The following is a 13,784-nucleotide window of genomic DNA, read 5'->3' on the forward strand; positions in this document are numbered from 1 at the left end:
ACGCTACGATCATGACGACCGCACTCGGTGAAAAAATAAAGGCGATCATTCAGGCGAACGGGCCGATCAGCGTCACGGACTATTTTTCCCTCTGCCTCGCTGATCCGCAATATGGCTACTATCGCACCCGCGAGCCCTTCGGCCGGTCCGGCGATTTTGTCACTGCGCCCGAAGTCAGCCAGCTCTTCGGCGAAATGATTGGGGTGTTCGTCGTGCATGCCTGGCAGCGCCATGGCGCGCCGGCAGGCGCGCGCCTCGTTGAAATCGGCCCCGGGCGTGGGACGATGATGGCTGACATGCTGCGCGTCATCGAGCGTCTCGCCGCGCCGCTTTTCGAGAATATGACGGTTCATCTCATCGAGACGAGCGAGCGCCTGCGCGATATCCAGCAACAGACACTTCACGCACATGAGGGCAAGATCAGTTGGCATTCCGATTTCGAGGAAGTGCCACCGGGTTTCACGCTGATTGCGGCAAACGAGCTTTTCGACGCCATTCCGATCCGTCAGTTCGTCAAGACGCCAACCGGCTTTCGCGAGCGCATGGTTGGCCTTGACATCGATGGCGAGCTGACATTCGCCGCCGGGATCGCCGGCATCGATCCGGCACTGCTGCCTGGATTACCGCAGGCAGCGCCGGCAGGCACGCTGTTTGAAATATCGCCGGCCCGGCAGGCTGTGATGATGAGGATCTGCGATCGCCTGAAGGCTTTCGGCGGCACGGCGCTTGCGATCGATTACGGCCATCTCGTCACCGGCTTCGGTGATACGCTACAGGCCTTGCGCATGCACGAGTTCGATCCGCCGCTTGCCCATCCCGGTGAAGCGGACCTGACAAGCCATGTGGATTTTGAGGACCTTGCAAAAACGGCCGTCGGCGCCGGGCTGCATCTCAACGGCGCGTTGCACCAGGGCGATTTCCTGATCGGCCTCGGCATTCTCGAGCGCGCTGCCGCTCTCGGCCGCGATCGTGAACCGCGCACCCGGCAGATCATTCAGGACGCGGTGGACCGTCTGGCCGGCTCCGGCGAAGGCCGAATGGGCGAGCTTTTCAAGGCGATGGCCGTCTCCTATCCGGCCGTCGATCTCATGCCGTTCCGTCCGGTGGATTGACAGGATGCGCGGCCCTGGGCCAACATCCGGCGCAATCGAGAATGCTTCGCCGGGCGGGCCGGCGGACAATGGCCTCCGTTCAAACACCCCGGAATCACCGATGCAAGACGCGGCCTTCCCCGCACCGATCGAAAGCGCTCTATTGAACGAAGCGGCCGGCGAAGTGATCCGCCACGGCTATTTCACACGGGCGGGCGGCGTTTCGGAGGGGCTCTATCGCGGCCTGAATGTCGGGCTTGGCTCGAACGACGACCGCACAAAGGTAATGGAGAACCGCCGTCGCGTCGCCGCCTGGTTCAGCCAGCCCTTGGAAAGGCTCGCGACAGTCCATCAGGTTCATTCGCCAGATGCGGTCACCGTCGACAGCAGCTATGACGGCACGCGCCCTGAGGCCGACGCGCTGGTCACGGCAACGCCGGGCATCGTCCTTGGCGTTCTCGCTGCCGACTGCGGCCCGATCCTGTTCGCCGACCCGGAAAACCGGGTGATCGGCGCGGCACATGCCGGATGGAAAGGCGCACTGACCGGCGTCCTGGAAAACACCGTTGCAGCGATGGAAAGGCTTGGCGCAAAGCGCCGGACCATGATTGCCTGCCTCGGCCCCTCGATCAGCCAGACAAGCTATGAAGTCGGCCCGGAATTCGTTGAGCGCTTCGTCACATACGATTCGACTTACGAGCGCTATTTCATTCCTTCGAAGACGTCGGCCCATGCCATGTTCGACCTTCCGGCCCTGACCATCGACCGGTTGCTGAACGCGGGTGTGCGCGCCGAAAGCCTTGGCATTTGCACCTATCCGGACAGCGAGCGCTTTTTCTCGTACCGGCGCACCACACATAATAAGGAGCCGGACTACGGCCGCCAGATTTCAGCGATCAGCATCAGGGAGATTTGACCGCATGGCACTGCATTTCGAAAGAGCCGAATTCGCAAGCCGCCTCACGCGCCTTACTGACCAGATGCGCGCAGAAAAGCTCGATGCCATCCTGCTTTTCGCGCAGGAAAGCATGTACTGGCTGACGGGGTACGACACGTTCGGCTACTGCTTCTTCCAGACCCTGGTGGTCAAGGCCGATGGCACAATGTCGCTGATTACCCGCTCGGCAGACCTTCGTCAGGCCAGGCACACGTCGATCCTCGAAGACATCCACATCTGGGTCGACCGCGTCAATGCCGACCCGACCCTCGACCTCAGAAACCTGCTGGTCGACATGGACCTGCTCGGTGGGCGCATCGGTGTCGAATACGACACCCACGGCATGACCGGGCGAATCGCCCGCCTGCTAGACGCCCAGCTTTCCACCTTCGGCCAGATCGTCGATGTCTCCTATCTCGTCAGCCGCTTGCGCCTCGTGAAAAGCCCGGCAGAGGTGGTCTATGTCGAGCGTGCCGCAGCCCTTGCAGACGATGCTCTGGATGCCGCTGTCGGGCTGACGAAGCCCGGCGCCGACGAGGCGGACATCCTTGCCGCCATGCAGGGCGCGGTCTTTTCGGGTGGCGGAGACTACCCCGCCAACGAATACATCATCGGTTCCGGCGCGGACGCCCTGCTCTGCCGCTATAAGGCGGGCCGCCGCAAGCTCGATGCAAATGACCAGCTTACGCTCGAATGGGCAGGCACCTATGCCCATTATCACGCCGCCATGATGCGCACGATCGTCATCGGCGAGCCGACGCACCGCCACCGCGAACTCTACAACGCTTGCCTGGAAAACCTGCAGGCGATCGAAACCGTGCTGAAACCAGGGCACACCTTCGGCGACGTCTTCGACATGCATGCGAAGATCATGGACGAGCGCGGGCTTGCCCGGCATCGGCTGAACGCCTGCGGCTATTCGCTCGGCGCCCGCTTCTCGCCATCCTGGATGGAACATCAGATGTTTCATGTCGGCAATCCGCAGCCGATCGAGCCGAACATGTCGCTCTTCGTGCACATGATCATAGCCGATTCCGACACCGGAACGGCCATGACGCTGGGCCAGACCTACCTAACGACGGCAGATGCGCCGCGCACGCTTTCCCGCCACTCGCTCGATTTCATCGGCGCATGATGGGCAATCACCGGCAAGATTCCGGAATTGACAGCCGACAGCCCCCGCCCCCATAAATCAGGCGGGCTGATGCGAATGAGGGAAGGACGACGACAGCGATGACGCGAGCTCAGACTGCGCCGATACTCCTTGTCTGCCTGGCCGCGCTTTCTTCTTGCAACACCACCGATGCGCTAACGCCGCAAGTCGATATCGGCGACTCGTCGCTTGGTCGCACCTCACCCGTCACCCAGCGCGAAGTCGAGCGCATGGCGGGTTCAGAGCCTTTGCGGGCCTTTGCCGGCGAATCCAGGCAGGCCGGCTACCATCCGGCATACAACAATCAGACTTACAGATCCGGTCCCGGCGCGCCGCCGACGACAATGCAGGCGCAGGCCGATGCGCTTGCTCGGCGCGGACCCTCGCCCGCGGCTTCGCAGCCTGTCGACGCGAGGACGCTTGCCGAACCGGTTTCCAACGCGCAGGCGGAAGAAGAAGACATGGGCAATCTGGCCCCTGGCAGCCAGCAGAAACGGGTCGCAGCCATCGATCCTGCCGCCTCGTCTGCAATCGGCGGCAACACCGTTCGCTTCCTGCCGATTATCGGCGCTCCCGTCCAGGCAGTGACGCCGCTTTCCCGCCAGCTCGGCGCCGAGGCGCGCTCGCACGGTCTGTCGATCAAGAGTTCGAACGACACCAGCAGCGACTATATCCTGAAGGGTTACCTCTCGGCCTTTACCGACGACGGCAACGTGACCGTGGTTTACGTCTGGGATATCCTCGACGGCAGTGGTACCCGCCTGCACCGCATTCAGGGACAGGAAAAGGTTCCTTCCGCAGCAGAAGATCCCTGGGTCGGTGTTCCGGCCTCCGTCATGCAGCAGATCGCCAGGAAAACGATCACCGAGTTCGATTCCTGGCGGCAGGCGCGCAACGGTTAGCAACAGGCTTTTTACAAATATCAAAGCCTGTGGCGCCTTTGCGCTTGCATTCGGAAGCAAGCTGGCTAAAAAGCGCGGCTATCGGCAGACAACAGGCGGGCCAAAATGAAGGTTTTCGCAGGCAATTCGAACCGGCATCTCGCCGAAGCGATCTGCACCTATCTCAATGTGCCCTTGGGCAAGGCCAGCGTCAGAAGATTTGCCGATCAGGAAATCTTCGTCGAAATCCAGGAAAACGTTCGCGGCGAAGACGTCTTCGTCGTCCAGTCGACCTCCTTTCCGACGAACGATCATCTGATGGAACTGCTGATCATGATCGATGCGATGCGACGTTCGTCGGCGCGCCGCATCACGGCAGTTCTTCCCTATTTCGGTTATGCCCGCCAGGATCGCCGCGCCTCAGGGCGCACGCCGATCTCCGCGAAACTGGTTGCCAACCTCATCACCGAGGCCGGGGCCGACCGGGTTCTGACGCTCGACCTGCATGCCGGCCAGATTCAGGGATTCTTCGACATTCCGACGGACAACCTCTACGCCGTTCCGGTGCTGACGCGCGATATCAAGGCCAATTACGACATCAGCAATGTCATGGTCGTCTCGCCCGATGTCGGCGGCGTCGTCCGCGCCCGTTCGCTCGCAAAACGCCTCGACTGTCTTCTGGCGATCGTGGACAAGCGCCGCGACCGCCCAGGTGAATCCGAAGTCATGAATATTATCGGCGACGTCGAAGGCAAGGATTGCCTGCTGATTGACGACATCGTCGATTCCGGCGGCACGCTTTGCAACGCCGCCGATGTGTTGCTGGCCCAAGGTGCGGCAAGCGTCACCGCCTACATCACCCACGGCGTTCTTTCCGGCGGCGCGGTCACCCGCATCACGTCGTCGAAGCTGCGCGAACTGGTGATCACCGACTCCATCCAGCCGACCACCGCCGTCCAGTCGGCCCACAATATCCGCGTGATTACGACCGCAACCCTGATCGGCGAAGCGATCAACCGCACCAGCCAGGAAGAATCTGTTTCAAGTCTCTTCGACTGAAAGTTCTCCGCGCCCACAAAATATTAGGCAGGGTTGTATTTTATTCTTCTTCGGCAGCGCGCTTTCGGCTACTTTCGCGCAAGCGATTTGCATGAGAAGCCCTATGACCGCCATCAGGATGAAACGTTCAGTAGCCTTCAAACGCCTTGCGCTTCTTGCGCTTGTTCCCCTGCTCTGTGCCTGCACGATGGATGTCGATCCAGGTCCATCGCGACCCTCGCCCCGCCCGTGGCCACCGCAGCAGCAAATGTGCACCATGGAATATGCGCCGGTCTGCGGCGAACGCGGTGGCCGGCTTCAAACCTTCGGAAATGCCTGCCAGGCTCGCAACAGCGGCTTCATGATCGTCGGCCGCGGCGAATGCCGCCGCGCCCCACCGGTTGCGCTTCCCGAGCCGGATCGTCCCGGACGCCCGCCCCGGCCGGATCGCCCGAACAGGCCTGACCGTCCGGAACGCCCGGGCGGCATCTGTACGCGCGAATATGCGCCGGTCTGCGGTCAGCGCGGCCGTCAGACACAGACCTTCCCGAACTCCTGCGAGGCTGGCAATGCAGGCTTCCGGATCATCAGCGGCGGCGAATGCCGCTTATGATCATCTGGCCGATGGCGGCGATGATGTTGGCCTGAAGTCCCCGCGCGCGCCACCCGACTTGCCAAGCTGTCGGCCACTCTTAGGCGCCAAAGAGTGGCAGTGACAGTCGGTGTCGCCTGATGCCCGGCAAAATCATTCCGGCTTATCCGGCCCCTTGATCTGCTGGCCATTGACGCTCACGGTTCCATCGGGCGTGACCGTCACGTCCCAGCGCTGCCGCCCATCCGGATCGGTCTTGGCGAAACCCTTGACCATCAGCATTCCGAACGACGCCTGATTGAGCTCGGGATTGGTCTTGGCAAGCTCCTGAACTGCCGCGATGGTCTTGTCGTAGTCGCGCGCCAGAACCGAGGCTTGCAGCGCATAGTCCTGCTTGCCCACGTCGATGCGGCTCTCTACCCTTGCGGATATGTCGATGTCGTAGACGCCGGACTTGGCGCTGACCTTCGGAATGTCGATTACAAACCTGCCATTGCGGAAAAGCCGCTCCACGGCCTTCTTGCCCGCGTCCTCCCTGCCCTCCGGCGGCTTGGTGAGGTCAAGTTTCATGAATTCATCACCGAAAGCCGCAAAATCCATGCCCGGGATGGCCAACTGCACATCGACTGCCTGAGGCACAAAGGCGGAATAGGCGGCCGGAATCATCGGACTGTCGAATGTGATGTTGGCAGCATTCATTGCAACGTCAAACTGCGTTGCGTTGCTCGGCCCATTTACAGCCAGGCGGTAGGCGAAGCTCTGGGCGCCGCCGCCGCCCGCAGCACTCGTCACTGCAAGATTGTTGAGGGTGATGACTTCCTCGAACGAAGAGACCAGCGGAAAAGCGGCGCGTAGCATGCCCTTCAGCCTTTCCTCGCTCTCCTTGCTCATCTGCTTTTCATCGGCATGGTCGACTGCGAAGATGACAATGTCCCTCAATTGCTTTGCCGGCAGGCTGGCGACCTTGGCTTCGAAATCGATGGTATCGGCCGTGATCCGGATCGGCGGCATATCCTTCCCGTGCACCTGCTCGGCAAACGCTGTCAAAGTACCGTTCGCCGCAAAGTCTATTCTGTCGGCGGAAGCGCCATCAGCTGAGGTGAGCTTGTATTTCATGTCGCCGAAGCTGGCATCGACCTGCTCGGTATCGGTCGCGGTCGTGACTTTGATATCCTTGGCGCTGAAATCACCGGAGCGGAAATAGCTGATCGCCGGATCGAAGACCCAAGTATGGACCATTGAGGCGATGGAATAGGTGAAATCGGTGCGCTTTTTGTCCGGTGCCTTGAAGTGTCCGGAAACATTCAGGCTGCTGTCGCCTTCGACATTCCAAAGCCCGTCGTCTCGTGGCGTGGCGAACATCGAGATCGGTTTCAGGCCGTTGATTGCAAGATCCGCCGGATTGAACTTGGAAAGCAGCTTGGCCAGGTCGTAGGTGATCTCGTAGCGCGCACCGGCCGGATTGACCGCGACGACGCCGCTCTTGGCAATGTCTTCGGGCAGCAGGCTGTTGAGATTGTCACGAATGGCGTTTGCACCATCCTGATCGATCCCGGCCGCATGGCCCGCCGTCATCAATCCGAAAACAACGGCGCTCGTCGCCGTCATCAGCCTGTAGCGCATTAATGTGCTCCTCCGCCTCGTCGATCGGCGGCCTTGTGAGAATGTAGGCGGCCGGATGTCATCTCAGGCTTGCCCAAAAGGCAAGCCCTGTAGCTGCTGAATCGCAATAATTAGAAACCCGGTTTGATATCCGGTCCCGTCCCTATTGCTCCCGCGTTGGTTTGTATTAGTTCACAGCCGCCTGCTACCGACCGGCAACCCGAGGAATCGGAGCCGCCTCGCCTTGCGTTTCCGCTTCACTTATACTATAGCGCACGCGTCCGCGCAGACACCCTTGGAGGCAACGCGGATGAGGAAGGCCAAACGGCCCCTCCAGTCACCGGAAGGATGATACCGCCGGAGACTCTCCAAATAACCTCGAAAGGAATAGCCATGAGCCAGGAAACTTACGAGCTCAAGGCCGAGGCGCGCGAACGGGTTGGTAAGGGGTCCGCCCGTGAACTTCGCCGCAACGGTTTGATTCCAGCTGTCATCTATGGTGACAAGCAGGCCCCCATTTCTATCGCTCTCAGCACCAATGAGGTGACGAAGCGCATTCATGCCGGTAGTTTCATGACCACTGTTGCGACGATCGACGTCGGCGGCGAGAAGTACAAGGTTCTGCCGAAGGACTATCAGCTCGATCCGGTTCGCGACTTCACGATGCACGTGGATTTCCTCCGCGTCTCCGGCAACACGCAGGTCACCGTCGAAATCCCGGTTCACTTCATCAACGAAGAGAAATCGCAGGTCAAGATCGGCGGCGTGCTGAACATCGTTCGCCACACAATCGAAGTTCACTGCCCGGCTGATGCGATCCCGGAATTCTTCGACATCGACCTCTCCGGCAAGAAGATTGGCGACAGCATCCATATCTCCGAAGTCGCACTGCCGAAGGGCGTGACAACGGTTATCGACCGCGACTTCACGATCGCAACGATCGTTGCTCCGGCTGCTGGCGTTGAAGAAGAAGCTGCCGCTGAAGGCGAAGGCGAAGCCGAAGCATAATCCGCATACACCAATTCGTAATTATAAGGCCCGCTTTCCACTGGAAGGCGGGCCTTTATCAATTTTAGCGCGAGCTCACTTCAGCAACATTTAACACATTCGTGAAAGCATTCCCCAAGCATTTCTAAACTTGCCGCTCTTTGCCGTTTTGGCTGCGTAAATGAGAGCCCCGGGAGAAACGGAACGATGAACAATTCCGTTGAGAACAGATTTTTTGCGATTGTTTGCGGGGCGCTTCTCATATTTGTCGCTCCGCTTTTTGTATTGTTTCTCTTCCTTTCTTCCGAGCGCGCCGACAGGGAAATACGCGACCACATCTCCATTCTTCTAGTTGCCAATTCCCAGGCGCTCGCAAAGCCGCTCTGGGATCTGGACGAAGACAGCGTCACACAGATCAGCGCAACGATGGTTTCGCAGGGCGCCATCGTGAAGGTTGAGGTTCGTGATCAATCCAGTCAGCTCAACGTGACGCAATCGACCATCCCGAAATCTTTTGACGGTGAGCTCGTTCAGGTTTCCCGTGCAATCATCTACAACACGGTCGACGGTCCGAAGAACCTCGGCAGCATCGCGGTCTATTATCCCAAGCTTGGCCTCTTCTCCGGCCTGAAGCATGAAGAAGTCGTCTTCATATCTATCTTCATCTTCGCCGTTCTCACCGTCTTCGGCACCGCATTGATCGGCAACCGCCTCTTCGTCATACAGCCGCTCATGCGGCTTATCGCAGCCATAGAGGCCACCCGTCAGCTCGGATCGCGCCATCACGTCGATTGGCAGTCGAGCGATGAGATCGGCCGCCTTGCCCGCAGCTTCAACGAGATGCAGACGAAGCTGGAGAGCGAGGAGAAGGAACTGAAACTCGCCCACCGCCTCGCAACCGATATCTATAACCTCACGCCAGCCATGCTTTTCTCTCTGGACAACGAGGATCGCATCATAGCGGTCAGTGACTATTGGCTTGTCGCAACGGGCTATGGCAGGACTGAGGTGATCGGACGCAGATTTTCCGAACTCGTGACGCCCGACACCCGCGACGCGTTTCAACACCGCAAGGAAGGTTTCGAGAACGGCGCGGCACTTGACGTGACCGTCAAGTTCCTGTGCGCAGGCGGCCGCATCATGGACGTGCTGATCCTGGAATCCAAGACGGCCACCGGACCTAACCAGCTCTTGCTGTCGGTCATGACCGACGTGACCGCACTGAAGGCCTCGGAAGACCGCAACCATCGTCAGGCGATAACCGACCATCTCACCGGTCTGCTGAACCGCCAAGGCTTCGAGACGGCCCTCGACGGCAAGATCGCCGAAGCCGATGCCGCCGGTCAGGAGCTTGCCTGCCTGTTCATCGATCTCGACCGGTTCAAGTGGATCAACGACAATATGGGCCATGCCGAAGGCGATCGCGCACTGCGCGAGCTCGTCGAGCGGATTAACAGACATCTCGCGCCCTCCGATCAGGCAGCGCGCCTTGGCGGCGACGAATTCGCCGTCCTGCTTCCGGCCACGGACGGCGAGAAGCGCGCCAGGGCGATGTGCGAGCAGATTGCCAGCGTCTTCGAGGCGCCTTTCGGCCCCGACCTGCATTTAAGCGCCAGCATCGGCATCGCCATCTATCCGCGCCATGCCTCGAATGCAGCCGAACTGCTGCAGAAGTCGGACATGGCGATGTATGCGAAAAAGCGCGACGGCAAGAATGGCGCGCAGATTTTCGACAACAGTATGCTGGACAGCGCAAGGGCGCGCGCCGAGATCGAAAGCCACATCGAAAACGGCCTCGCCGAGGATTGGTTCGAGGCCTATCTGCAGCCGATCGTGGGCCTCGACGATCACCGGATCGCCGGATTTGAAGCGCTCCTGCGCCTCAATCATCCCCTGAAGGGGCTGATGCCGCCGGCTGGCATCATCCACGTCGCCGAGGAGACCGCCAAGATCGTCCGCGTCGGCAACGTCATCATGGAAAAAGCGATCGGGCATCTGGCGAATATCTCCCGGATCCCAGGCATGCATGATACTTATCTCGCGATCAATTTCTCGCCGCTGCAGTTCGAAGCCGCCCTGCCCTCCCGCCTCGCCGGGCTCGTCGGGCGGCACGGCATCCGTTCTGATCGCATCGTCGTCGAAATCACGGAAGCCGTTCTGATGGACGACAATCCGCAAATACGCATGGTGCTCACCGAACTGCGCCGCTTCGGATGCCGCATCGCCCTTGATGATTTCGGCACCGGCTACTCGTCGCTGAGCTATCTCAACCGCTTCCCGGTCGACATCATCAAGGTCGACCAATCCTTCACGCGGTCGATCAACGACACGAATGATGACGTCCGTCACAAGAGCAGGATGCTCATCGAAGGGATCACCACGCTCTCGCACAAGATGGACTGCACCGTGATTGCGGAAGGCATAGAAACCGAGGAAGAATGCCGCACCCTACACCAGATGGGGCTTGACTACGGTCAGGGCTACCTCTTCCGTCGTCCGCAAAATGCCTTGAAATTGATCGAGGACCTCACAGCCGCGGAAAACGAGGTCGCCCAAGCCTCGTGAGCGGCGCATTGAAGGTGGAAATAGATGAAAAAGCTCCTGCTTCTTGCTTTTCTGACGCTTCCTTGCGCAGCGCCGGCACAGTCACAGACGGTGAATTTCACGACTGAAGAATACGCGCCCTTCAATTATCGCGACGGGAAGGTGATCAAGGGCGCGACCGTCGAACAAGTTGAAAAGGTCATGGCCGATATCGGCGTCGACTATACCATCGAGATGATGCCCTGGGCGCGCGCCTATAGCCTCGCGCAATCAAGGCCGATGACCTGCGTTTTTGCCACGGCACACAATGGCCTGCGCGATCCCCTTTTCAAATGGATCGAGCCCCTGCTCGTCGATCGTAATATTTTGATCACAAGGAAAGGATCGGGCGTGGTTGCGAGTGACCTGGAGGCGTCCAAGAAATATACTGTCGGCACGCAGCGCGAGGACTATACCGAGATGGTGTTGAGGCAGAAGGGCTTTACCAAGCTCGATATCGCTAGCGACTTCAACGCCACGCTTCGCAAGCTTCTCGGCGGCCGTATCGACATGATGCCCATTTCAGAGCTTTACTTCGAAAAGCTGAAGGCGGATCAGCCGGTGGAAATGGTCACCATGCTCTCCTCACAGCCGATGGGTATCGCCTGTCACAAGGATTTTCCATCCGAACTTCAGGTGCGGATGCAGACCGCCCTCGACAAGCTGATTTCCAACGGAATCCAGAAGGAGATCTTCTTCAAGTATGGACTGGATCTCGGCGATTAGCGCCGCGCCGTGCCTTTGCGCTTGACTTCCTGCCCATTTCGCGGTGGTGAAGCGACAGCAGGCATTCAACAAACGGACTGGCCAAATGCTGATCATAGCGGGTCTCGGCAATCCCGGAAGCAAACATGCCGGAAACCGTCACAATATCGGCTTCATGGCGGCCGACGCCATCCACAGGCGCCACAGCTTTTCCCCCTGGTCCAAGAAGTTCAGGGCGGAAATTTCCGAAGGCGAGCTCGGTGGCGAGAAGGTACTGCTTGTCAAGCCGCAAACCTACATGAACCTCTCCGGCGAAGCCGTCGGCGAAGCCATGCGCTTCTACAAGCTGCAGCCTTGCGATCTCGTCGCCATCTATGACGAGCTCGACCTGCCGCCCGGCAAGGCCCGGCTGAAGATCGGCGGCGGCAATGGCGGCCACAACGGCATCAGGTCGCTCGATGCCCATTGCGGCAAGGATTACCGGCGCCTTCGCCTCGGCATCGGCCACCCTGGCGTCAAAGAACTTGTGCAGCACCACGTCCTCGCGGACTTCGCCAAGGCCGACCAGGCCTGGCTGCAGCCGCTTTTGGAAACGCTTGCCGACAATGCCGACATGCTGGTGCGCAACGAGGATTCGCAGCTGATGAACAAGCTGGCGCTTGCTGTCGGCGCCAAGGCGGAGGAAAACAAGCCGAAGGCCGAAAGGAAGTCTGCAGCCCAATCCCACATCCATCAGGCGCGCAATCACACGCAGCCCAAGCTGCCTGCGACCGGGCCCATGGCGGAAATGCTGAAGAAGATGTTTGGCAGCAAGGGCGAGTAAGCACGATGTCGAAGCAGGACATCATGATCCGGCATGCCGGTCCTGGCGATCTGCAGACGCTTCTTGAGCTCTACCGCCACCTCAATCCCGATGATCCAGCGATCGATCCCGCCCGGGCAAGCGACCGCTTCTCAGCCATCCTTGCCCAACCGGGCATGACCATATTTGTCGCGCTGGCCGGCGACATGCCCGTTGCATCCGCCACACTGATCATTTCGCCCAATCTGACGCGAAACGGCGCTTCATACGCTCTTGTCGAGAATGTCGTCACGCACGCCGATCACCGCAGGAAGGGTTATGCCGGCGCCTTGATCCGTCATGCCTGCGCAACGGCCTGGAAGGAGAATTGCTATAAAGTGATGCTCCTTACCGGTTCAAGGAACCCCGCGACGCTGCTTTTTTACGAAAACTGCGGCTTCATGCGGGATAAGACAGGTTATCAGATCAGACGCCCCGGCTGATCAGCAATTGCAGCTCTTGAAAGCGGTTGAGGAGCAGTTCCCGAAGCGCGCTGGCTCCGTCGTCGATCGCCGTTGCCATCAGGATCGAGGCATCCTCTACGAACAGCATGGTGCCAATGCCGGCAACGACGGCAATGGAGCAGGCAATGCGCAGGTTCTTGAGGCTGTCGAGCCGATAGTAGCCGGCATCGTCATATTCCGTTCCGAAGAGCATGTCGGAAAGATCATAACCGTCCGAAATGGCAAGATCGATGATCGGCTTGTCCGAAAGCCTGTCCGGATAGACGTTGCACAGCGCACGCACGACATGACCCATTGCCCCGAAGATCGCAAAGAGCGCCGCGGCTACGAAATAATGCCAAGTCGCTGCCTCAGCATGCATGCGGGCCTCCGTCCTCGGCGCAATGTAGCGAAAATTGACGGATGGCGGCTTAAGAAGATTGGTTAAGAAACGGCCTATTCTTCGGGTTCTGCCGTAAACATCAGCGGAAAGCCTGCCTCCTTGGCATAGTCCATCGCCTCCTTGACCTTGGTCTCGGCAATGTCCTTGGCGCAGACGACGACCACGCTGGAGCCCATTTTATGCGCCGTCATCATCACCCTGTATCCCGTCTCCTCGCTCATCCGGAAAATGGCTTTGAGGATCATGACGACGAACTCACGTGGCGTATAGTCATCGTTGAAGAGAAGAACCTTGTAGAGCTTCGGCTTATCCAGCTTCAGCTTGACCTTGGTTTTCGGTTTTATTGCAACGTCGTTGTCACTCATCGGAAATCCACCCGTTGATGACATGAGAACGAGTTCTCAATCAGACAATTATCGTCGGCGAGGAAATTTCGACTGTGTCGGCTGCGCGCCCGATCAGGCAAGAGCCGAAGTTCAAGCCAGTCGCCGGGTTTGACACCGAGATGGTCCAGGATCTCCTGGGCGA

Annotated in this window: 14 protein-coding genes; 11 read left to right on the forward strand and 3 right to left on the reverse strand. The window is 59.4% G+C overall.

Annotated elements, in window-relative coordinates; all coding sequences use genetic code 11:
• Positions 1 to 11: 11 nt before the first annotated feature.
• The 6 genes from AM571_RS13535 to AM571_RS13560 all read left to right on the forward strand — a co-directional run bounded on the left by AM571_RS13535 (position 12) and on the right by AM571_RS13560 (position 5,713).
• Positions 12 to 1,112, forward strand: a complete 1,101-nt coding sequence (locus AM571_RS13535) for a class I SAM-dependent methyltransferase (RefSeq protein WP_074061841.1) — start codon at positions 12 to 14, stop codon at positions 1,110 to 1,112.
• Between the two features lie 100 nt (positions 1,113 to 1,212).
• Positions 1,213 to 2,007 carry a peptidoglycan editing factor PgeF gene (pgeF, locus tag AM571_RS13540; protein ID WP_074063241.1) on the forward strand — a complete coding sequence of 265 codons (795 nt, stop codon included), beginning with the start codon at positions 1,213 to 1,215 and terminating at the stop codon, positions 2,005 to 2,007.
• Between the two features lie 4 nt (positions 2,008 to 2,011).
• Positions 2,012 to 3,163 carry a M24 family metallopeptidase gene (locus AM571_RS13545; RefSeq protein WP_074061842.1) on the forward strand — a complete coding sequence of 384 codons (1,152 nt, stop codon included), beginning with the start codon at positions 2,012 to 2,014 and terminating at the stop codon, positions 3,161 to 3,163.
• Between the two features lie 98 nt (positions 3,164 to 3,261).
• Positions 3,262 to 4,083, forward strand: coding sequence for a hypothetical protein (locus AM571_RS13550; RefSeq protein ID WP_074061843.1), 822 nt, complete (start codon positions 3,262 to 3,264; stop codon positions 4,081 to 4,083).
• Between the two features lie 105 nt (positions 4,084 to 4,188).
• The gene (locus tag AM571_RS13555) at positions 4,189 to 5,121 is read left to right on the forward strand and encodes a ribose-phosphate pyrophosphokinase (RefSeq protein WP_074061844.1); all 933 of its coding nucleotides are present in this window, start codon (positions 4,189 to 4,191) and stop codon (positions 5,119 to 5,121) included.
• Positions 5,122 to 5,224: 103 nt separating this feature from the next.
• Positions 5,225 to 5,713, forward strand: a complete 489-nt coding sequence (locus AM571_RS13560) for a Kazal-type serine protease inhibitor domain-containing protein (protein ID WP_081377081.1) — start codon at positions 5,225 to 5,227, stop codon at positions 5,711 to 5,713.
• A 132-nt stretch (positions 5,714 to 5,845) separates the two neighbouring features.
• Here the strand turns inward: AM571_RS13560 and AM571_RS13565 are convergent, their stop codons facing one another.
• Positions 5,846 to 7,315: a hypothetical protein gene (locus AM571_RS13565; protein ID WP_074061845.1), complete on the reverse strand. Its 1,470-nt coding sequence runs from the start codon at positions 7,313 to 7,315 to the stop codon at positions 5,846 to 5,848.
• Between the two features lie 372 nt (positions 7,316 to 7,687).
• On the opposite strand from AM571_RS13565, the gene AM571_RS13570 reads away from it, so the two are divergent.
• The 5 genes from AM571_RS13570 to AM571_RS13590 all read left to right on the forward strand — a co-directional run bounded on the left by AM571_RS13570 (position 7,688) and on the right by AM571_RS13590 (position 12,853).
• The gene (locus tag AM571_RS13570; protein WP_074061846.1) at positions 7,688 to 8,302 is read left to right on the forward strand and encodes a 50S ribosomal protein L25/general stress protein Ctc; all 615 of its coding nucleotides are present in this window, start codon (positions 7,688 to 7,690) and stop codon (positions 8,300 to 8,302) included.
• A 186-nt stretch (positions 8,303 to 8,488) separates the two neighbouring features.
• The gene (locus AM571_RS13575; protein WP_074061847.1) at positions 8,489 to 10,846 is read left to right on the forward strand and encodes an EAL domain-containing protein; all 2,358 of its coding nucleotides are present in this window, start codon (positions 8,489 to 8,491) and stop codon (positions 10,844 to 10,846) included.
• Positions 10,847 to 10,870: 24 nt separating this feature from the next.
• Positions 10,871 to 11,590 (forward strand): substrate-binding periplasmic protein, encoded by a 720-nt coding sequence (locus tag AM571_RS13580; RefSeq protein ID WP_074061848.1) that lies wholly within the window; start codon positions 10,871 to 10,873, stop codon positions 11,588 to 11,590.
• Positions 11,591 to 11,675: 85 nt separating this feature from the next.
• A complete protein-coding gene (pth, locus tag AM571_RS13585) occupies positions 11,676 to 12,392 on the forward strand; it encodes an aminoacyl-tRNA hydrolase (RefSeq protein WP_074061849.1) in 717 nt (238 codons plus the stop codon).
• A 5-nt stretch (positions 12,393 to 12,397) separates the two neighbouring features.
• Positions 12,398 to 12,853 carry a GNAT family N-acetyltransferase gene (locus AM571_RS13590; RefSeq protein WP_074061850.1) on the forward strand — a complete coding sequence of 152 codons (456 nt, stop codon included), beginning with the start codon at positions 12,398 to 12,400 and terminating at the stop codon, positions 12,851 to 12,853.
• Here AM571_RS13590 and AM571_RS13595 read toward each other — a convergent pair.
• Both AM571_RS13595 and clpS read right to left on the reverse strand, forming a co-directional pair.
• On the reverse strand, positions 12,837 to 13,235 hold the full coding sequence (locus AM571_RS13595) for a hypothetical protein (protein ID WP_074061851.1): 399 nt from the start codon (positions 13,233 to 13,235) through the stop codon (positions 12,837 to 12,839). The two genes, AM571_RS13590 and AM571_RS13595, sit on opposite strands and share 17 nt — an antisense overlap.
• Before the next feature lie 74 nt (positions 13,236 to 13,309).
• A complete protein-coding gene (gene clpS / locus AM571_RS13600; protein WP_074061852.1) occupies positions 13,310 to 13,621 on the reverse strand; it encodes an ATP-dependent Clp protease adapter ClpS in 312 nt (103 codons plus the stop codon).
• Positions 13,622 to 13,784: the final 163 nt, after the last annotated feature.

Origin of the sequence: Rhizobium etli 8C-3, from assembly GCF_001908375.1 — a bacterium.
Classification (GTDB): domain Bacteria; phylum Pseudomonadota; class Alphaproteobacteria; order Rhizobiales; family Rhizobiaceae; genus Rhizobium; species Rhizobium etli_B.

Bases quoted from the DNA above. Each gene is read 5' to 3' on its own strand.
- AM571_RS13570 (WP_074061846.1), top strand. From the start codon at position 7,688: ATGAGCCAGGAAACTTACGAGCTCAAGGCCGAGGCGCGCGAACGGGTT.
- AM571_RS13535 (WP_074061841.1), top strand. From the start codon at position 12: ATGACGACCGCACTCGGTGAAAAAATAAAGGCGATCATTCAGGCGAAC.
- pth (WP_074061849.1), top strand. From the start codon at position 11,676: ATGCTGATCATAGCGGGTCTCGGCAATCCCGGAAGCAAACATGCCGGA.
- clpS (WP_074061852.1), bottom strand. From the start codon at position 13,621: ATGAGTGACAACGACGTTGCAATAAAACCGAAAACCAAGGTCAAGCTG.
- AM571_RS13565 (WP_074061845.1), bottom strand. From the start codon at position 7,315: ATGCGCTACAGGCTGATGACGGCGACGAGCGCCGTTGTTTTCGGATTG.
- AM571_RS13575 (WP_074061847.1), top strand. From the start codon at position 8,489: ATGAACAATTCCGTTGAGAACAGATTTTTTGCGATTGTTTGCGGGGCG.
- AM571_RS13555 (WP_074061844.1), top strand. From the start codon at position 4,189: ATGAAGGTTTTCGCAGGCAATTCGAACCGGCATCTCGCCGAAGCGATC.
- AM571_RS13580 (WP_074061848.1), top strand. From the start codon at position 10,871: ATGAAAAAGCTCCTGCTTCTTGCTTTTCTGACGCTTCCTTGCGCAGCG.
- AM571_RS13550 (WP_074061843.1), top strand. From the start codon at position 3,262: ATGACGCGAGCTCAGACTGCGCCGATACTCCTTGTCTGCCTGGCCGCG.
- pgeF (WP_074063241.1), top strand. From the start codon at position 1,213: ATGCAAGACGCGGCCTTCCCCGCACCGATCGAAAGCGCTCTATTGAAC.
- AM571_RS13560 (WP_081377081.1), top strand. From the start codon at position 5,225: ATGACCGCCATCAGGATGAAACGTTCAGTAGCCTTCAAACGCCTTGCG.
- AM571_RS13595 (WP_074061851.1), bottom strand. From the start codon at position 13,235: ATGCATGCTGAGGCAGCGACTTGGCATTATTTCGTAGCCGCGGCGCTC.
- AM571_RS13545 (WP_074061842.1), top strand. From the start codon at position 2,012: ATGGCACTGCATTTCGAAAGAGCCGAATTCGCAAGCCGCCTCACGCGC.
- AM571_RS13590 (WP_074061850.1), top strand. From the start codon at position 12,398: ATGTCGAAGCAGGACATCATGATCCGGCATGCCGGTCCTGGCGATCTG.